Source organism: Mesorhizobium sp. M0848, from assembly GCF_040319805.1.
In the GTDB taxonomy this organism is placed as follows: domain Bacteria; phylum Pseudomonadota; class Alphaproteobacteria; order Rhizobiales; family Rhizobiaceae; genus Mesorhizobium.
In genome coordinates this window covers 1-18360 of sequence record NZ_JAMYOM010000025.1, presented here as the reverse complement: position 1 = coordinate 18360, position 18360 = coordinate 1, and the positions used below count along the sequence as shown (strand labels likewise).

At 63.8% G+C, this 18360-nt stretch carries 16 protein-coding genes; 12 read left to right on the top strand and 4 right to left on the bottom strand.

The annotated features are described in order from the left end of the window. The first annotated feature begins 12 nt into the window (after positions 1–12). Genes NKH95_RS25440 through purU form a run of 5 tightly spaced genes read left to right on the top strand, consistent with a single transcriptional unit; the run spans position 13 to position 4365 of the window. Positions 13–1194: an aldose 1-epimerase family protein gene (locus NKH95_RS25440; protein ID WP_128303414.1), complete on the top strand. Its 1182-nt coding sequence runs from the start codon at positions 13–15 to the stop codon at positions 1192–1194. A gap of 49 nt (positions 1195–1243) precedes the next feature. After that, positions 1244–2326 (top strand): fatty acid desaturase family protein, encoded by a 1083-nt coding sequence (locus tag NKH95_RS25435; RefSeq protein ID WP_164892896.1) that lies wholly within the window; start codon positions 1244–1246, stop codon positions 2324–2326. A gap of 11 nt (positions 2327–2337) precedes the next feature. After that, positions 2338–2652 carry a MocE family 2Fe-2S type ferredoxin gene (locus tag NKH95_RS25430; RefSeq protein ID WP_013530832.1) on the top strand — a complete coding sequence of 105 codons (315 nt, stop codon included), beginning with the start codon at positions 2338–2340 and terminating at the stop codon, positions 2650–2652. A gap of 34 nt (positions 2653–2686) precedes the next feature. Then, positions 2687–3487, top strand: a complete 801-nt coding sequence (locus NKH95_RS25425) for a 3-methyl-2-oxobutanoate hydroxymethyltransferase (protein WP_031213845.1) — start codon at positions 2687–2689, stop codon at positions 3485–3487. Continuing rightward, positions 3484–4365 (top strand): formyltetrahydrofolate deformylase, encoded by an 882-nt coding sequence (purU, locus tag NKH95_RS25420; RefSeq protein ID WP_128303416.1) that lies wholly within the window; start codon positions 3484–3486, stop codon positions 4363–4365. The genes NKH95_RS25425 and purU overlap by 4 nt, the downstream gene beginning before the upstream one ends. Before the next feature lie 11 nt (positions 4366–4376). On the opposite strand, the gene NKH95_RS25415 is transcribed toward purU, so the two are convergent. Beyond that, positions 4377–5858, bottom strand: coding sequence for an HAL/PAL/TAL family ammonia-lyase (locus tag NKH95_RS25415; protein ID WP_352893633.1), 1482 nt, complete (start codon positions 5856–5858; stop codon positions 4377–4379). After that, entirely contained in the window at positions 5855–6856 is a 1002-nt protein-coding gene (locus tag NKH95_RS25410; RefSeq protein WP_023814023.1) for an ornithine cyclodeaminase family protein, read from the bottom strand. The genes NKH95_RS25415 and NKH95_RS25410 overlap by 4 nt, the downstream gene beginning before the upstream one ends. 137 nt (positions 6857–6993) lie before the next feature. On the opposite strand from NKH95_RS25410, the gene NKH95_RS25405 reads away from it, so the two are divergent. From NKH95_RS25405 to NKH95_RS25375, 7 genes are all read left to right on the top strand, one after another. Then, on the top strand, positions 6994–8427 hold the full coding sequence (locus NKH95_RS25405) for a DHA2 family efflux MFS transporter permease subunit (protein ID WP_128303418.1): 1434 nt from the start codon (positions 6994–6996) through the stop codon (positions 8425–8427). Between the two features lie 270 nt (positions 8428–8697). Next, a complete protein-coding gene (locus NKH95_RS25400; protein WP_128303419.1) occupies positions 8698–9684 on the top strand; it encodes an ABC transporter permease in 987 nt (328 codons plus the stop codon). A gap of 65 nt (positions 9685–9749) precedes the next feature. After that, entirely contained in the window at positions 9750–10775 is a 1026-nt protein-coding gene (locus tag NKH95_RS25395) for a sugar ABC transporter substrate-binding protein (RefSeq protein ID WP_352893630.1), read from the top strand. 77 nt (positions 10776–10852) lie between these two features. Then, positions 10853–12976 (top strand): ABC transporter permease, encoded by a 2124-nt coding sequence (locus NKH95_RS25390; protein WP_352893629.1) that lies wholly within the window; start codon positions 10853–10855, stop codon positions 12974–12976. Beyond that, positions 12973–14022 carry an SMP-30/gluconolactonase/LRE family protein gene (locus NKH95_RS25385; RefSeq protein WP_352612587.1) on the top strand — a complete coding sequence of 350 codons (1050 nt, stop codon included), beginning with the start codon at positions 12973–12975 and terminating at the stop codon, positions 14020–14022. The genes NKH95_RS25390 and NKH95_RS25385 overlap by 4 nt, the downstream gene beginning before the upstream one ends. Then, positions 14022–15518 carry a sugar ABC transporter ATP-binding protein gene (locus NKH95_RS25380; protein WP_352893627.1) on the top strand — a complete coding sequence of 499 codons (1497 nt, stop codon included), beginning with the start codon at positions 14022–14024 and terminating at the stop codon, positions 15516–15518. The genes NKH95_RS25385 and NKH95_RS25380 overlap by 1 nt, the downstream gene beginning before the upstream one ends. A gap of 380 nt (positions 15519–15898) precedes the next feature. Then, the gene (locus tag NKH95_RS25375) at positions 15899–16306 is read left to right on the top strand and encodes a carboxymuconolactone decarboxylase family protein (protein WP_352893625.1); all 408 of its coding nucleotides are present in this window, start codon (positions 15899–15901) and stop codon (positions 16304–16306) included. A 4-nt stretch (positions 16307–16310) separates the two neighbouring features. On the opposite strand, the gene NKH95_RS25370 is transcribed toward NKH95_RS25375, so the two are convergent. Continuing rightward, positions 16311–17198, bottom strand: a complete 888-nt coding sequence (locus NKH95_RS25370) for an amidohydrolase family protein (RefSeq protein WP_352793178.1) — start codon at positions 17196–17198, stop codon at positions 16311–16313. Further along, positions 17198–18360: vWA domain-containing protein (locus NKH95_RS25365; RefSeq protein ID WP_502895334.1), on the bottom strand; the 1163-nt coding region annotated here is incomplete at its 5' end. The genes NKH95_RS25365 and NKH95_RS25370, both read right to left, overlap by 1 nt.

Below are 18360 nucleotides of genomic sequence, written 5' to 3'. Positions count from 1 at the left end.
GTTGGCCGTCACATGGTAGAACTCTATGGCAAGACGCTTTCGCGCCGGCAGGTGTCGGAACGTTCGGGCATGCTGTCGCAATTTGCCGGCGTGCGGCTGATGACGCTTGGCGACGGTGTGGAACGCGGCATTCGCATGCTGGAGTTCCGCACCGGCTCAGGCCTGCGCTTCACCGCGCTGGTCGACCGGGCGCTCGACATCGCCGACTGCGACTATAGGGGACAGGCGATCGGCTGGCATTCGCCAAGCGGCTTTCGTCATCCCGGCCTGCACGATTACGAGGGGGAGGGCGGGCTCGCCTGGGCGCGCTCGTTTTCAGGCCTGCTTGTCACCTGCGGCCTCGACCACATATTGGGCCGCGAAGAGGTGCCTGCCGATAGCTACAACTACCCGGGCAAGAAGACCGTGATCCATTCGCTGCATGGCCGCGTGGGCACCATTCCAGCGCGGCTGACCGGTTATGGCGAGGCCTGGGATGGCGACCGCTGCGTGCTTTGGGCCGAAGGCATCGTTCAGCAATCGGCGGTGTTCGGCGAGGATTTGCATCTGATCCGGCGTATCGAGGCCGATGTCGGCGGCAACGAGATCCGGCTGTCGGACCGCGTCGTCAACCATGGCTTCAATCGCACGCCGCATATGTATTTTTACCACGTCAATGTCAGCCACCCCTTGCTCGACGAGGGTTCGCGCTATCTGGCGCCGATCCGCGACGTCGTCTGGGCTGGCCATGCAGGCGAACGCTACGAGGCGCAGAAGGTCGGTTACCGCACCGTGCCGGCGCCGCGACTGGGCTTCAGCGAGCAGGTCTGGCAGCACGAGATGGCGGCGGACGCCAATGGCGAGGTGCCGGTGGCGGTGGTCAATGACGGCATAGGGCTTGGCCTGGAAGTGATCACGCGCAAGGACCAGCTGCCTTGCGCCTATCAATGGCAGAATTTCCAGGCGGGGCAGTATGCGTTGGGCATCGAGCCCTCGACGCACCATGTGCTCGGCAATCTCGCCGCACGTGAGCGCGGCGAAATGATCTGGCTGGAGCATGGCGAAAGCCGTTCCTACGACGCGATGTTCCGAGTGCTCGACGGTGCCGGCGAGATCGCCGCGACGGAAGAGAGGATCGCTTCGATCGCCAGGCAACCGCAACAGGATTATCCTGCGCCGTCGGGCAATTTTCCGGGATTGGCGGACAGGGCATGATGCGAAACGAATGCTCCGGCTGGCGGGCCGGAAATCGGAGGTCGATGTGATGGCGAAAAAGCGCGACTACAGCCTGGTCGGGGAAAGCACGCGCACCGCGATCGAGACCGGGCTGGCCTCGGCCGAGTGGTATCACACCGATGTGCCGCGCAAGGCGATGAAAGAGCTGATGCAACGCTCGGACGGGCCGGCGATCCGCGACACGATCATCTGGATCGTTGCCATATTGGGCTCTGCCGCCGGGATCGCCTGGTTCTGGGGCACGTGGTGGGTGGTGCCGTTCCTGCTCGTCTATGGCGTGCTCTACGGCTCGTCCAGCGACTCGCGCTGGCACGAGTGCGGCCACGGCACCGCTTTCCGCACGCGCTGGATGAACGATGCCGTCTACCAGATCGCCAGCTTTATGCTGATGCGCAACCCGGTGACCTGGCGCTGGAGCCATGCGCGCCATCACACCGACACGATCATCGTCGGCCGCGACGCCGAGATCGCGGTGATGCGTCCGCCGGACCTGCTGCGCGCCGCACTCGCCTTCACCGGCATTCTCGATTTCCGCTATTCGCTGCCGACGCTGGTGCGCAATGCGTTCGGCAGCATCTCGCCCGACGAGAAAAGCTTTATCCCCGAGATGGAGCTTCACAAGGTGGTCACCGCCGCGCGCTGGCATGTCGCCATCTATGTCGCGGCGATCGTGCTGGCGCTCTATCTGTGGTCGTTCCTGCCGCTGGTGCTGATCGGCCTGCCGCGCCTCTACGGCAGCTGGCACATGGTGCTGACCGGCCTGCTGCAGCATATCGGCCTCGCCGATAATGTCACCGACCACCGGCTGAACACGCGCACCGTCTACATGAACCCGATCAGCCGCTTCATCTACTGGAACATGAACTACCATGTCGAACATCACATGTTCCCGATGGTGCCGTATCACGCGCTGCCGAGGCTGCATGAATTGATCAAGCATGATCTGCCCGCGCCGAACCCTTCGATGTGGCATGCCTACCGCGAGGTCTGGCCGGTGCTGCTGAAGCAGCTTCAGTACGAGGACTATTTCCTCAAGCGTGAATTGCCGCCGACGGCCAGGCCGTACCGGGACGAGTTCCATGCGCTGACCGTTCCGGCGGCGGCGGAATAGGGGAGAAGCAGATGGCCGACTGGGTTGAAGCGTGTGGCGTCGACGATGTCGAGGAAGAGGATGTCATCCGCTTCGATCATGGCGGCCGTACCTTCGCCATCTATCGCAGTCCCGATGACGAGTACTTCGCAACCGACGGATACTGCACGCATGAGAAGGCGCATCTGGCCGATGGGCTGGTGATGGACGACATCATCGAATGCCCCAAGCACAATGGCCGCTTCAACTACAAGACGGGTGTGGCCCGAGGCGCACCGGTATGCGTCAATCTCGCCACCTATCCGGTGAAGGTCGAGGCTGGCAAAGTGATGATCCAGATCGGCTGACCTGCCGCCGAATGCAACTGAGGGAACCCATTTGATGAGCCGAAAAAGACCAACGGTGGCGGATTTGCGCGCCATGAAGGGCAAGCGACAGCTGACCATGCTGCGCGTGCTGACGATGGACGAGGCCGAGGCCGCCGAGCGCGCGGGGGTCGACATCGTCTCGGTGCCGCCCGAACTGGTGCTCAACCCGCAATACCGGGACGCCGCACCCAGCCTGTTCACCATGCCGGGCGACAATTTCTACGAGATCGGCACGGCGGACGATTTCGTGCGCTGGGCTTTCCTGCTCTACAAGGCCGGCGCCGACGCGGTCTATTGCAGCGCCGGCTACGCCACGATCAAGCGGATGGCCGATGACAATATCCCGGTGATCGGCCATGTCGGGCTGATCCCGTCACGGGCCACCTGGACCGGCGGCTTCAAGGCGGTCGGCAAGACCGCCGACACCGCCATGGAGGTCTTCGCGGCGGTGAAGCAGCTGGAAACTGTCGGCGCCATCGGCGCCGAGATCGAGGTCGTACCGGTCGAGGTGGCCAAGGCGATCTCTGAACGGACATCGTTGATCATGCTGTCGATGGGAGCGGGCACCGGTTGCGATGCGCAATATCTGTTCGCCGACGACATCCTCGGCCAGAACCGGGGCCACATGCCTCGCCATTCCAAGGTCTATCGCAATTTCGCCGCCGAATATGATCGTTTGCAGGCCGAGCGCATCGCCGCGTTCTCGGAGTACGTTGCCGACGTCAACAGTCTCGCCTATCCCGAAGACAAGCATGTGGTGCATATGGATCCGGCTGAGCTCAGCCTGTTCATGAAAAGGGTCGACAGGGCGTGAAATCTCAAGGCAATGATGCGACGGGCGAAGTCGCGCCGGTTCATATTCTTACGCTTTCTTGCGAGGACCGGCCGGGGATCGTCGCCGCCGTCACGGCGGAGCTTGCCGCGAACGGCGCCAACATCGCCGAAAGCAGCCAGTTCTGGGACCGGCAGACCAATCGCTTTTTCATGCGCATCGCCTTCATCAGCCCGCCAGGCTCGACCAAGGACAGCCTGGAACGGGCCTTGAAATCAAGCGTCGATCGCTTTGGCATGAAGACCGCGCTGGTCGATCAGGGACGCCGGCCGAAGATCATCGTCATGGTCTCCAGGTTCGACCACGCGCTTCTGCACCTGCTGTACCAGATCAGGGTCGGCTGGCTGAACGCGGAGGTTGCCGCCGTCGTCTCCAACCACGAGGATGCCCGCCGCTTCGCCGAGCTGGAGGGTGTTCCCTACCACCATTGGCCGACCACCAGGGAAAACAAGGCCGAACAGGAACAGAAGCTGCTGGACCTGGTGCAGCGGACAGGGGCCGAACTGGTCATCCTGGCGCGCTACATGCAGGTCTTCTCGAAAGGCCTGTCGGACCGGCTGTTCGGACGGGCGATCAACATCCACCATTCGTTCCTGCCGAGCTTCAAGGGCGCCAAGCCGTATCACCAGGCCTTCGACCGCGGCGTCAAGCTGATCGGTGCGACGGCGCATTACGTCACCTCCGACCTCGACGAGGGCCCGATCATCGATCAGGAGACCGAACGCGTCACCCATGCGATGAGCGCCGAGGATTTCGTTGCCGTCGGGCGCGACATCGAAAGCCGGGTGCTGGCGCGCGCGGTCAAGCTGCATCTCGAAGCCCGCGTCATGCTCAACGGCCACAAGACCGTCGTTTTCTGAGCGAAGCCGCGTCAGGCCGGCCAGCTTCCGCCGGCGAGCGCAGCGTAAAGTGCCTCGGCGTCGATACCGAGCGGCCGGTCCTCCTTCAGAGCAGGGACCAGCGCGCGGATCGCCGTGTGAATTGCGGCGGTGCGTGGCGCTGGCGTGAAACCGTCGCGCAGGTCGACCGCTTGTGCGGCCGCCATCAGCTCGAAAGCGATCAGGCGGCGCCATAGCGCGATCATCCCGGCGCATTTCGCAACCGCCAGAGGCGTCTGCGTGGCGTGATCCTCGACGCCTTCCGACACGGCCAGGAAGTCGAGCATCACCGGATTAGCCTTGTGGCGGATGGCGGCCAGGATCGAGGTCACTGTCTTCTGCAGCGGCACGAAGCCGGCCGAGGCGCCGCCGACCGGCGACAGATATTTCGGCAGGCCATTGCGGCCCGAGCCAGTGAGCTGGATAAAGCGGGCGGCACTGGCCGCGGCACATTGGGCGATCGCCAGGCCGAGCGTCTCGAAGGCGAGCGCCAGTGCGGCGGTGTGGAAATTGCCGGTCGACAGCACCAACTCATCATCGCCCAGCACCAGCGGATTGTCGGCGGCGGCGTTGAGTTCGATCTCGACAGCCTGTCTCGCCTGACCGATCGCCTCGATCAGCGCGCCATGGATCGACGGCATGCAGCGGATCGACAGCGGGTCCTGCAAGGTGGTCGGCACCAGCGCCTCGTCGCGGACGAGCAGATCGTGCAGCACCTTGGCTGCTTCCTGCTGGCCGGCCGCCGGGCGCGCCATGTGCAAGCGCGGATCGAGGATGGTGCGGTTGGCACCAAAACCTTCCATGGTCAGCGCCCCGGTCTGCTGTTGCTGGGCAAGAGCCGACAGCGCATCCGTCACCGCAAGCGCGCCGCTGCCGGCGGACACCGCCGAGGCATTGATCAGCGACAGCCCATCCTTGGGCGCCAGGCTGATGGGGGCGAGGCGCGCCATCATCAGTGCCTTGGCCGCCGGCATGCGACGGCCCTGATAGTCTGCTTCGCCTTCGCCGGTGAGCATGCGGGCGAGTGCCGTCATCAGCACCAGATCGCCGGCGCCGATCGAGCCGAGTGACGGCATGACGGGATGGACGCCGGCGTTGAGCGCGTCGACCAAAGCGACGAAGACGGAGGGCGAAAGGCCGGAGCCGCCAACCGACAGCATCGCGGCGCGGGCAAGCATAGTAGCGCGCACGGCTTCAACCGGCAGCACCTCGCCGACGGCGCCGCTGCGTCCTTCAAGCAATTGGCGCTGGAAGGCGCCGGCGTCGCCGTCGACAGCAGTGCCGAGATTGGCGCCGAGTCCGGTGTTCAGGCCATAGATCTGCTGGCCGGATGCGGCGGCCTGGTCGAGCACTTTTCGCGCCTTCTGCAGCCTGCCGATGACATCGGGTCCGATCTCCACCTTGCGACCATCGCGGGCCACGGCGGCGACATCGCCAATGCCGACGCCGGCTCCGGAGAGGACGAGCACGGTCATGCGAAGCGCAGCCGCTGGCCAATGCCTTGCACTTGCGCCTTGGCCAGCATCGCCTTGCCCAGCGCAATGTCGGACAGCGACAGGCCACGATGCCAGAATAGGATCGTTTCGTCGTCGCTTTCGCGCCCGACTTTTAGACCGGCGGCGATCTGGCCAAGCTCGGCGTGCAGCGTCTTCTCGCTCAGCCGCCCGGTCTCGACATGGGCGCGCAGCGAGCCGAACTTGCCGCCCTTGCACTGGCCCCAATCGTCGACGACCATTTTCTGCATGATCTCGGTCAGCGACAGTTCGACCGCGCTCATCGTGCCATAGGGCACGACCAGCGCGCCGGGCTTGATCCATTCGGTCTTCAGCAATGGCTGCGGCTCCGGCAGCCGCGAGGCTTCGACGACGATGTCGGCGCCCTCGATGCAGCTCTTCCAGTCGGCCACCGCAGTGACCGTCTTGCCGAGATCGGCGGAGAGTTTGGCGGCAAAACCGTCGCGGCTTTCCGGCCGGCGCGAATGGACGCGGATCTCGTCGAAGTCGAAGAGATGGTCGAGCAGGCGCACGTTCCAGTAGGCGGTGCCGCGCGCGCCGATATGGGCCAGTACCTTGGAATTCTTGCGCGCCAGATGTTTGGCGCCGATGGCGGTGACAGCGCCTGTGCGCATGTCGGTGATGACGGTGGCGTCGAGGATGGCGCGCGGCGTGCCGGTTCGCGGATCGAACAGATTGAGGATGCCGAATTCGGAAGGCAGCCCATGCAGGTAATTGTCGACATAGTCGCCGACGATTTTCACGCCCGCCGTGTCGAGCGGCGCGACGTAGCCACGCAAGACATTGAAATGACCGTGGAAGGACGGGTCCGGTTCGAGATGGACGCGCGGCTCGATCACCGTCTGGCCGTTGCCTTGCGCCACCAGGCCAGCCTCGACGGCGGCAATGATTTCACCATCGGTCATGGCAAGGGCATCGATGTCGAGGGCATTGAGGTAGTCGATATAGATGGGCTTCATGTTACGCAGACACTTTCCTCGGCCACCCCGTCCATCCCATAGCAGGCCATGGCGCGACCCGAAAGTTTCGCGACACGAAAGTTTGTTGCGCTATCTCTGGACGCGGCCGGCCAAATGCTGTTCAAACCGGTTCCGTCATGACTGCCATTCCCGATACCGAAATCTTACCCGAAACGGCCACCAATGCGCGGCGCGTGGCGCTGATCGTCGCCATCGCCTTCTTCATGCAGTTGCTGGATTCGACGATCATCTCGACCTCGCTGCCGCAGATGGGCGCGTCCTTCGGCGTGTCGCCGGTGGCAATGAGCATCGGCATCACCGTCTACATGCTGACCATGGCGGTGTTCGTGCCGCTGTCGGGCTGGCTCGCCGACCGGTTCGGGGCGCGCAACATCTTCCTGCTGGCGATCGTCCTGTTCACCCTGGCCTCGCTCGCCTGCGGCCTCTCGCAAACCCTGACCCAGTTCGTCGCCGCCCGTGTCGTGCAAGGGCTCGGCAGCGCGCTGATGACGCCGGTCGGGCGGATTCTCGTCCTGCGCAATGCGTCGAAATCCGAATTGCTCAACGCCACGGCGCTGATCACCTGGCCAGCACTGTTTGCGCCGGTGGTCGGGCCGGTGCTCGGCGGCTTCATCACCACCTATCTGTCCTGGCACTGGAATTTCTTCATCAACATCCCGCTCGGCGTGATCGGGCTGTCGCTGGTCGCCCGCTTCATTCCGGGCGACCGTGAGGCTGACCCCAAGCCGCTCGACTGGCCGGGTTTTTTCCTGACATCGGCCGGACTTGCCCTGCTGCTCTATGGCCTTGAACGCATTGCCCATCCGGAGGACGGCGTGCTGCCGACAGCGCTGCTGATCGTTGCCGGCATTGTCATAGGCTGGCTGGCGGTACGGCATCTCCGGCGGGCGCCGCATCCGCTGCTCGATCTCTCCTCGTTCAAGGTGCTGACCTTCGCCATCTCGACATTGGCCGCCGGCACCATTTTCCGGGTGGCGATCAACGCCACGCCGTTCCTGCTGCCACTGCTGTTCCAGGTCGGCTTTGGCCTCTCGCCCGTCGATGCCGGCTTGATGATCCTGGCCTATTTCCTCGGCAATCTTGGCATGAAGACGGTGACGACGCCAACGCTGCGGCGTTTCGGTTTCCGCTCGGTGATGGTCGTCAACGGCATCATCGCCTCGGTCTCGATCATGGCTTGCGGGGCGGTCTCGCCGCAGACGCCACAGGCGCTGGTGGTGGCGCTGATGCTGATTGCCGGCCTGACGCGCTCGATGCAGTTCACCGCGCTCAACACACTGGCCTTCGCCGACATCGATGCGGCGCAACGAAGCTCGGCGGCGACCCTGTCCTCGATGCTGCAGCAGGTGGCGATGCTGTTCGGCGTCGCGGTGGCGGCGGCGATCCTCAATTTGTCGCAGATCGTCAGGGATCGCCCCGCTCTCGACCTTCTGGATTTTCGAATCGCCTTCCTGGCGATCGGCGCCATCGGGCTGGTGGCGGCGTTGCGTTTTCTCGTGCTGCCGCCAAGTGCGGGCGCGGAGGTTTCCGGCCACTCGCCGGGAAATTGAGATCGATTTTTCCGCCTGATGCGGAGATAAATTCCGTCTCGTCCTTTCGCCGTAGTGCAGCGCTTTCGCGAGCGGCCGCAATGGCGCAACCAATTGCCAAAAGTGCAGGCCTTTCCATGCATTGCGCCAGCTTCGGCAATCGACGCGTCCACTCGGTGAATATCGCTGCCGGCCTGGGTTCCGAGCGCGGATTCATTTGACGAACCGGCGTTGGGCCGATTAGCGTTCTTTCCCAGGGATGGCAGCGCTGCCATCGGGGCAAACGCAGACATGAACACGATCGGCTGGCCGAATTTCAGGAGCCTGAATCAGGAAGGCATTGTCTTTGCCATCGCGGTGGTGCTGTTCGTTGCAGCGGCCATCGGCCTGCCGGGCTTCATCGACCCCAACAACCTTGTCGCCATTGTCCGCTCGGTGTCGGTGCTCGGCATTCTGGCCCTTGGCATGGCTGTCGTCATCATCGGCCGCGGCATCGACCTCTCCGCCGTCGCGATCATGGCGATGTCTGTCGCCTGGTATCTGCAACTTCTGAATTCGGGGACGCCGGACGGGCTGGCCTTCGCCTATGTGCTGGCCGGTGTGCTGGCCATCGGCCTGCTCAATGGCTTTCTCGTCGCCTATGCCGACGTGCCGGCGATCTTCGTGACGCTGGCGACAGGCTCCTTCGTCTTCGGCTATGTGCGCTCGCAACTGATCACGCAGGATGCCGTGCCGGTGCCGCAGGGCCATTGGGTCGAGCTGCTCGGCGGCCTGCGCTTCCTCGATGTTCCCATCGAGGTGTTCGTCTTCGCCGGCCTGGCATTCCTGTTCTTCCTGTTCCTGCGCTACACCAAATGGGGACGCTACATCTATTTCGCCGGCGACAATCCGGTGGCGGCGCGCAACATCGGCATTCCAGTGCGGCCGATGCTGGTGCTGCGCTATGTGCTTTCCGCCCTGGTCGCACTGGTCGCCGGCCTGCTGACGGCGGCGAGCCTGCATTCGATCAACACCCGGGTCGTCAACTCAACGCTGCTCTACGATATCGTGCTGGTGGCGGTGATCGGCGGCATCGGCCTGTCCGGCGGGCGCGGCGGGGTGCGCAACGTGCTGGTCGGTGCGGCACTGATCGGCATCCTGCTCAACGCCATGACCATCATCGACATTCCGCTGCTCTACCAGAACCTGATCAAGGCAGCGATCCTGCTCGGCGCCATCATCGTCGACGGCATCATCAATCCACGTGACGAGCAGACCGCCCAGCAGGGTGACATTTAGTACCTGAACTGCAGCGGACGGTTGGGGCCGGCCGCTGATAACAAAACCAAACCAGAGGATGTGACATGAAACTGATCAGAACACTCATGGCAGCTGCCACGGCGCTTGCCGTCACCGCATTCGTGGCGCCCACCTTCGCCGCCGACGATCCCGGCCCGGCGGCTTACGCACAGGCGCTCAAAGGCAAGCGCGTCATGCTGGTGCCGCTGGCGATGGGCTTCGACCTGGCGCAGGGCTGGGCGCATTATCTGAAGACCGAAGTCGAGGCCTGGGGCGGCGTGTTCGAGACGCGCGATCCGAACTGGGTCGTCGATGCCGGCGCGCAGGCGATCACCGACGCCATCTCGTCGGACACCAGGCCGGACGTGCTGATCATCCATGCGCCGGACCTCAACTCCTATTCCAAGCTGATGAAGAAGGCGCAGGCCGCAGGCACCTACGTCATCCTGGTCGACAATCCCGCCAACTTCCCGGCCGACGCCTTTATCGGCAGTGACTGGGACCGGCTTGGCCAGCTCGAGGCCGAAGCGGCGATCAAGGGCTGCGGCCCGAACTCCTCGAAGAAGATCGGCCTTGTGCAGGGTGACCAGGCCAACTCCTCCAGCCTTTACCAGTATGCCGGCATCATGAAGGTGCTGGACAAGAACCCCGACTTCAAGGTGGTGGCCAAGCCCGACTCCAACTGGGACGCGACGACCTCGCGCAACGTGACGACGACGATGCTGCAGCAGAACCCGGACATCTGCGCCATCATCGATTTCTGGGATGGTGACGCCACCGGCGCTTCCGCCGCGATCCGCGACGCCAAGCTCGACGGCAAGGTGTTCCTGGTCACCACGGGCGGCGGCGAGAAGGCGGCCGATTGCGACAAGCTGCAGGACGGCACCTATGGCGCCGTGGTGATGACCGATCTTGCCCGCCAGTCGGGCGACATGAACGCCATCATCAAGTTCCTGCTGCAGAGCGGCCAGCCGGCCGGCACGTCGCACACCTACATCTACACGCTGGAGAAGGCGACGACCAAGGCCGACCTGAAGCCCGACAGCTGCTGGGACCTGAAGGCGCTGCAGGCGCAAGCGGCTGCGAAATAAGCCGATCCTTGCCAACACAGATCAACGAGGTGGCCGGATTGCCCGGCCACCTCTTTCTCATGGAATAGCAGCTGCCGATGTCCTTTCGCGAACGCCTCCAGTCCTGGCGCTACAATCTCGTGCCCGACCATGTCGTCGGCGAGATCCTGACCAAACGCTGGACCGACAACGCCATTCCGTTCCTGGCGCTGGTGGCGACGCTGGCAACCTTCGGTTCGATCATTCCCGGCTTCTTCAAGCTGACGGCGCTGCAGGAATCGACCCGCCAGCTTGGCGAGTTCTCGATGGTCGTCACCGGCATGACGGTGGTGATGCTGGGTGGCGGCATCGACCTGTCGGTCGGCTCGATCTTCGCGCTGTCCTGCTTTTCCGCTGTCTATGTTTTCTTCATCCTCGAACAGTCGATCTGGCTGGCGCTGGCTGCGTCGCTGGCCACCGGTCTCATCTTCGGCGCCATCAACGGCTACCTTGTCGGCTATCTCAGGCTGCGCGCCTTTCTGACCACGCTGGTCACCTTCATCTTCGGCCGGGCGCTGTTCGACATCCTGGTCACCACCTATGCCGCCGACGTGCAGCTTTCGACCGCGACATCGGATGTGCTCGATTTCATCGGCGACAGCACGTTCTGGGGGCTGTCCGTCTCGGTGTGGCTGGCGATCATCCTGGCCATCGTCACCCATATCGCGCTGACCCGTTCACGGCCGGGCTGGCATGTGCTGGCGGTCGGCGGTTCCAGGCGCTCGGCGCACAATGCCGGCATCCGCGTGCGCCGCACGGTGTTCATGACCTACGTTTTTTCAGGCTTCTGCGCCTCGATCGGCGGTTTTTTGATCGCCTGCCGGTTGAGCGGGGCAGGGCCGGGCACCGGCCTCAACCTCGAGATCATGGCGCTGACGGCGGCGGTGGTCGGCGGCGTCAGCCTCGGCGGCGGGCGCGGCTCGGTGATCAAGGGCCTGATGGGCGCCATCATCGTGCTGACCATGACCAACGGCCTGATCCGGCTGGGCTACGGCACCGGCACCAACCAGATGGTGCTGGGCATCATGCTGGCGGTGGCGGTGACCATTGACATTCGCTGGCTGAAGAACCGCCACAAGGTGCTCAACGAGGTCTATGTCGCGCCTGTCTATCTCAGAATGGGCGAAACGCAGTCGGCCGCACCCGGCTCGGGCACGCCCTACGAGCTTGATAACAGGCTGTCGGCAGCCGACCATATCGGGCTTGGCGAGCTGGAGGGGCCAGAAGACGTCATCCTCGACCGCGACGACAATCTCTATTGCGGCACGCGCCATGGCGAGATCGTCCGCTTCTTCGCGCCGGACTATGTCAAATCGGAGGTGTTTGCCCATATCGGCGGCTTTCCGCTCGGCCTCGCCTTCGACAAATCGGGCAATCTGATCAGCTGCGTCGGCGCCATGGGGCTCTACTCAGTCTCGCCGGATCGGGAGGTCAAACGCCTGTCGGCCGAAACGTCGCGCTCGTGGACCTCGATCGTCGACGATGCGCGGCTGCGTGACCCCAACGACTGCGACATCGCACCCGATGGCCGCATCTATTTCACCGACTCGACCAAGCGCTACGACGCCCATGACTGGGCGCTGGATTCGATCGAGAACCGCGCCACCGGCCGGCTGCTGGTCTACGATCCGAAGGATGGTTCGACGAAGACGCTGCTCGACGGCTACCGCTACACCAATGGTGTGTGCATGGCGCATGACGGCAAGTCGCTGTTCTTCGCCGAAAGCTGGGCCTGCCGCGTGCATCGCTACTGGCTGGAAGGGCCGAAGGCCGGCACCGCCGAATGCGTCATCCGTGACATGCCGGGCTATCCCGACAACATCAACCGCGCCTCCGACGGCAATTACTGGATGGCGTGGCTCGGCATGCGCACGCCGAGTTTCGACCTGTCGCTGCGCCATCCCGACATGCGCAAGCGCATGACGCGCCGCTTGCCGCAGGACGAATGGCTGTTCCCCAACATCAACACCGGCGGCGTGGTGAAATTCAACGAAAAGGGCGGCATCGTCGAGGCGATGGGCGATCTCACCGGCGGCGCGCACCCGATGGTCACCTCGATGCGCGAGCACAAGGGATATCTGTTCGTCGGCGGCATCCTCAACAACCGCATCGGCCGCTACAAGATTTCAGGCGCAGACCCGAACTGGACCAGCCCCGCTTCCTATTGGGGAACAAAGCCATGATCCTCGATCCGGTGCTTGACCTGTTTCGCGGCAAGGCCGTCACCATCCCGCCGCTCGACGGCGCTTTCAGGCCCAATACGCGGCTGGATGATGCGCCGGCTTTTGCCGAGCTGACCGAGCCGGACAATCTGCTGGTCTCCGGTGACAAGCTGCTGGCCTCCAGCGGCAACGCCATCTACTCGGCTGCTGCCGGCGCAACACCAACCGTGGTCGAGACCTTTCCGTCTGCCGTCACCGCGCTGGCGCTGTCGCCATCCGGCGAACTGACGGTCGGGCTGGAGAGCGGCAAGCTGCTGATATCAGGCAAGGAGGTTTCGCTGCCGGTTGATATCGGTTGCATCACTGCACTTGCCTATGCCGGTGACGGCACGCTGTGGCTGGCCAACGGCTCGGCCGAGCACGGGCCGTCGCAATGGGCCGCCGATCTGATGAAGAAGGGCGCGTCCGGTTCGCTGTGGAAGCGAGACGCCGCAGGCGGTGATTTCCGCAAACTCGCCGGCGACATTGCCTTTCCCTATGGCCTGCATCCTGTCGGCAGGGATGTTCTGGTCAGCGAAAGCTGGCGTCACCAGCTCGTCCGCTTCGATGGCGCGACAGGCAGCCGCTCGACGGTTATGACGCATCTGCCCGGCTATCCCGCGCGGCTGTCGCCATCCGCCGATGGTGGCGCCTGGCTGACCTTGTTTGCGCCGCGCAACCGGCTGATCGAATTCGTGCTGCAGGAGACGCATTACCGGCAGGATATGCTGAGCCAGGTGCCGCCCGCCTATTGGATCGCGCCGGCGCTGGCCTCCAGCCGCAGCTTCCTCGAGCCGCTGCAATGCGGCGGCATCCGCACCATGGGCATCCACAAGCCGTGGTCGCCGAGCCGCTCCTACGGGCTGGTGGTCAGGCTCGACCAGAAGATGCAGCCGCAGTTCAGCCTGCACAGCCGCGCCAACGGCACGCGCCATGGCATCTGCAGCGTTGCGGAAAAAGACGGCCTTCTGTTCGTCGCCTCCAAAGGCGGCGACTGCATCCTTTCCGTCGCCATGGGAGGTTTCTGATGGAACCGATCGTCCGTCTGGAGAATGTCACCAAGAACTACCGCGGCGTGCCCGCGGTGAAGAATGTCAGCTTCGACCTGCGCAAGGGTGAGATCCATGCGCTGCTCGGCGAAAATGGCGCGGGAAAATCGACGCTGACCAAGATCATCGCTGGGGTGGTCGACGCCACTTCAGGCAAGATGTTCCACAAGCGACAAGAGATCGCCTACGCCTCGCCGCACGCAGCGCTTGAAGCCGGCATTGCGATGGTGTTCCAGGAGACGAGCCTGGTGCCGTCGATGACGGTGGCGCAGAACCTCTATCTCGGCACCGAAAAGTTCCTCAACCGGCTGCGCGGCACCTACATTTCGGCGCAGCAATTCCTGCAATCGCTGAACTTTCCCGTCGACCCGAACGCGATGGTGGCGACGCTGGGTGCTGCCAAGCGGCAGATGGTCGAGATCGCGCGCGCGGTGCACCACAATGCCGAGATCATCATCTTCGACGAGCCGACGGCGACGCTGACGCCGGAGGAGAAGCGGCACTTCTTCGCGCTGATCCGCCGGTTGAAGGCGAGCGGCGTGTCGATCGTCTTCATCAGCCACGCGCTGGAAGAGGCGCTCGATATTGCCGACCGCATCACCATTTTGCGCGACGGAGAGCTGGTCATCACCGACGACACATCCGCCTTCGACCGCGACAGGATCGTTTCCGCCATGGTCGGGCGTACGCTGTCGGGACAGATCTACCGCCAGCGCGACGAGGCCAAGCTGCGCAAGGCGGGCAAGAAGGTGCTGTCGGTGCAGGACATTTCGATGAGCAATGTCGTGCGCAACACGTCCTTTTCGATCTTCGAGGGCCAGATCACTGGCGTGTTCGGGCTGATCGGCTCCGGCCGCACCGAAACCTTCAAGATCGTTTCCGGCATCTACAAGCGCGATTTCCTGCGCGGCGGCGCCATCGAGCTGGACGACAAGCCCGTGCGCTATCTCGTACCAAGCGAAGCGGTGGCGGACGGCATCGTCTACGTCACCGAGGACCGCAAGAGCGAAGGCATCTTCGAGACGATGGGCATTGCCGAAAACCTGTTCGGCGGACTGCTGGCGGCGGGCCGCGAAAAGGCGTGGGTGATCAATGCGCAGGAAATGCGCGCGCTGTCGGCCGAATGGACGAAGACGCTGAACATCAAGGCGATCAACGACAATGCGCGCGTGGTCGAACTGTCCGGCGGCAACCAGCAGAAGGTGGTGATCGGCAAGGGACTGGTGCAGCAACCGCGCATCGTCATCTTCGACGAGCCGACACGCGGCGTCGATGTCGGCGCGATCGCCGAGATCCACCAGATCATCAACCGGCTGGCCGACGAGGGCCTGGCCGTCGTCGTCATCTCGTCCTACCTGCCGGAGATCATGAACCTGTCCGACCGCATCCTGGTCTGCCGTCAGGGCCGTATCGTCGAGGAGTTTTCGCCGGCCGAGGCCACGGAGGAGAAGATCATGTACGCTGCGGTGCATTAGGGTTCTGGCCGATGCGTACGTCGATAATTGGCGCGCACGTCCATCCCTTCGTCATCCACGGGCGAAGCAAGGAGCGTAGCGACGCGGCGCAGACCCCTGGAGCTGCTCCGCAGCCCAAGGGATCCATGCCGGGACTCCGTAGCGCTGCTGCGGTGCAGAATTCTGCTCCGCTGCACTCTTCGGCTAAGGTCACGGAATGGATCCCAGGTCTCCGCGACGGCGCTTCGCGCCTGCTTCGCCCTAGGATGACGAAGTTTAGGTGCCTCGGCTAATCTTCAACGCTATTGCGCCAAAAACTGAGTCAAAGAAGCTGGTTAGCCGCCTTTGCTCGAAACTTGATTCAACGAGCCAGTTCATCGATCGAAAGGAAAGGAAATACCATGGCCACCACAAGACTTCTGAGCGACGCCGAGGTCGAAAAGATCTCGGCGGTGAAGGCCGTGTTCGACGACATCCGTGCGACGCGCAAATCCGATTTCGTCAACAATTTCTGGCGCGGGCTGGCCAATGATCCCGCGGCGCTGAAGCGGATCTGGGAACAGTTGAAGGTGGTGATGGTTGCCGAGAGCGCCATCGATCCGTTGACCAAAGAGATGATCTACATCGCGGTGTCGACTGCCAATGGCTGCTCGTACTGCGTCCATTCGCATACGGCGGCAGCGCGAGCCAAGGGCATGACCGATGCGCAGCATAGCGAGCTGGTGTCGATCATCGGATTGGCTGGGCAGACCAACCATCTGGTGACGGCGATGCAAATCCCGGTCGATCCACAGTTCGAGGTGAAGTGAAGCGTCACACCGGCCGGTAGACCTTCTCCGCCGTGTTCCAGAAGATGTCCGCCTCTGCCGCCGCGCCATGGTTGGCCACCGCATTGCGGTGCGCCTTGATCAGCTCCGCGTGGCTGGTCCATAGCTTCTCGATCGGGAAGTTCGAGCCGAACATCAAATGGTCGGCACCCAGGATCTCGATCGTGTTGTCGACGATGTAGGCGATCAGCGCCGGGTCGTTGCGGTGGACGAAGGTGCCGAGGCCGGACAGCTTGGCGTAGAGATTGGGCGCCGCCGACAGCGTGCGCAGGCCTTCTTTCCAGGCTTCGGTGGTTTCCGGTTCCATGCCGGTCAGCATGCCGGCATGGGTGAGGATGAAATTGGTCTGCGGGTTTTCGCCGACAAGCGTCAGCCCGTCCTTCATCTGGGCGGGGAAAAGCTGCAGGTCGAAGGACAGGTCATAGTCCTTCAGGCGCGCTACATTCGCTCGCACCTTGCGGTCGATGACCTGATCGGCCGAGGCGGCGAAACGGAAGGCCGGCGTTTCGTGCCAGTGCAGTTGCATGCGCACGCCGCGCAGCAGCTTGTATTTCATCAGCCGATCGATCTGGGGCCTGATATCGTCGACGGTCATGTCGGTGTAGCCGACGATGGCATGCGGCCAGCCGGTTTCGTCGGATGTCTTCTGCAGGAAGGCGACTTCCTTCTCGAAATCCTCCTTGGCCCAGTTGGTCTGGACATAGACGGCCTTCTCGACGCCCGACCCCTTCTGGTCTTCGAGAAACTCCTCGATCGGATAGTCGCGGCGGATCGGCTCGTAGGGACCAAAAATGCGCGGCACCATCGGCCCGACCAGCCAGGGCTGGTCCTTTTGGCGCCAGATGTGGAAATGCGCGTCGATGGCTTTCTGCATCACGAAACCCTCTTCCAGATTGTCGCCGCCGCTGAAGCAGGGCGGGCGAGCGACAGGATGAAATCGGTGAGGCTTTTCACCGACGAGCCGTCGACGAGGTCGTCCAGTACCGGCAGGATGGCACGAAGTGCAGCCGTTGCCGGCCGGAAGCGCGGGTCGCCGGCTAGCGGTGTGGCCAGCGACAGCCGGAAAGCGCGGGCGCTCAGCCGTCGCATAGCTGTCTCCAACTCGCCATGATCGCCGCGCTCCAGCGCGTCGGACAGGATCACGACCGTGGCACCGCGTGCAAACGACGAGAAGCGCGGCACCGATAGGAAGGCGAGCAGCGTCGGTCCCATGCGGGTGCCGCCGTCCCAATCGTCGACCTGGGCCGCGGCGCGCGCCAGCGCCTGGCCGCGGTCGCGGATGCGCAATGCCCCGGTGACGCGGGTCAGCCGCGTGCCGAAGGTGAAGATTTCGGCGCGGTCGGCACCTTGCACGGCCGCATGTGCCAGCTTGAGATAGTCCGCGGTGTGCAGCTTCATCGAGCCGGAAACGTCGATCAAGAGCAGCAGCTTGCGCGGCACGGTCTGGCGGCGGCGCAGCAGCGGCGAGGGGACGTCGCCATCGGCACTGACGATTTCCCTGAGCGACCGGCGCAGATCGAGCTTTCCGCGCGAGTGGGTGCGTACGGTGCGGAAGGAACGGCGGGCGGGCAGGGCGGATGCGAGTTTGCGGCGGAAAGCGGCAAGGCGGTCATCGTCACGCTGGAAGTCGCGGCTGCTCAACTGCTCCAGTGCCGAGGACAGCTCGCCGCCCTCTTGGGTTTGTTCGGCTTCGATCCGTTCGTCGTCGGCGCCGCCATCATCCTTGATGCGGGTTTCCTCGTCGGCGTCGCCTTCCACCACGGCGGATGTGTTGCCATAAAAGTGGCTCTGGAAATGCGCTTCGAATTCGTCGTGGCGGTCGGGCGGCGGCGCCAGCGTCGCGAGCGCCGCCTCGCGGATGTCTGCCATCGAGCGCGGCCCGAGCAATGTCACGGCCTGCATGAAGCTGGAGACCTGCTCGGGCGCTATGGCGAAGCCGTAGCGGCGCAGCAACCGGGCGAAGCTGAGCAAGGGCGCTGCCGCGCGGGGTAAGCTTGTTTCCCGCATCATTGCGTGGCGCCCCCCTCTGTCCTGCC

Coding starts and splice junctions, on each gene's coding strand:
- NKH95_RS25435 (WP_164892896.1), top strand. CDS start 1,244: ATGGCGAAAAAGCGCGACTACAGCCTGGTCGGGGAAAGCACGCGCACC.
- NKH95_RS25400 (WP_128303419.1), top strand. CDS start 8,698: ATGAACACGATCGGCTGGCCGAATTTCAGGAGCCTGAATCAGGAAGGC.
- NKH95_RS25380 (WP_352893627.1), top strand. CDS start 14,022: ATGGAACCGATCGTCCGTCTGGAGAATGTCACCAAGAACTACCGCGGC.
- NKH95_RS25395 (WP_352893630.1), top strand. CDS start 9,750: ATGAAACTGATCAGAACACTCATGGCAGCTGCCACGGCGCTTGCCGTC.
- NKH95_RS25385 (WP_352612587.1), top strand. CDS start 12,973: ATGATCCTCGATCCGGTGCTTGACCTGTTTCGCGGCAAGGCCGTCACC.
- NKH95_RS25390 (WP_352893629.1), top strand. CDS start 10,853: ATGTCCTTTCGCGAACGCCTCCAGTCCTGGCGCTACAATCTCGTGCCC.
- NKH95_RS25425 (WP_031213845.1), top strand. CDS start 2,687: ATGAGCCGAAAAAGACCAACGGTGGCGGATTTGCGCGCCATGAAGGGC.
- NKH95_RS25415 (WP_352893633.1), bottom strand. CDS start 5,858: ATGACCGTGCTCGTCCTCTCCGGAGCCGGCGTCGGCATTGGCGATGTC.
- NKH95_RS25440 (WP_128303414.1), top strand. CDS start 13: ATGGTAGAACTCTATGGCAAGACGCTTTCGCGCCGGCAGGTGTCGGAA.
- NKH95_RS25430 (WP_013530832.1), top strand. CDS start 2,338: ATGGCCGACTGGGTTGAAGCGTGTGGCGTCGACGATGTCGAGGAAGAG.
- NKH95_RS25405 (WP_128303418.1), top strand. CDS start 6,994: ATGACTGCCATTCCCGATACCGAAATCTTACCCGAAACGGCCACCAAT.
- NKH95_RS25370 (WP_352793178.1), bottom strand. CDS start 17,198: ATGCAGAAAGCCATCGACGCGCATTTCCACATCTGGCGCCAAAAGGAC.
- NKH95_RS25375 (WP_352893625.1), top strand. CDS start 15,899: ATGGCCACCACAAGACTTCTGAGCGACGCCGAGGTCGAAAAGATCTCG.
- NKH95_RS25410 (WP_023814023.1), bottom strand. CDS start 6,856: ATGAAGCCCATCTATATCGACTACCTCAATGCCCTCGACATCGATGCC.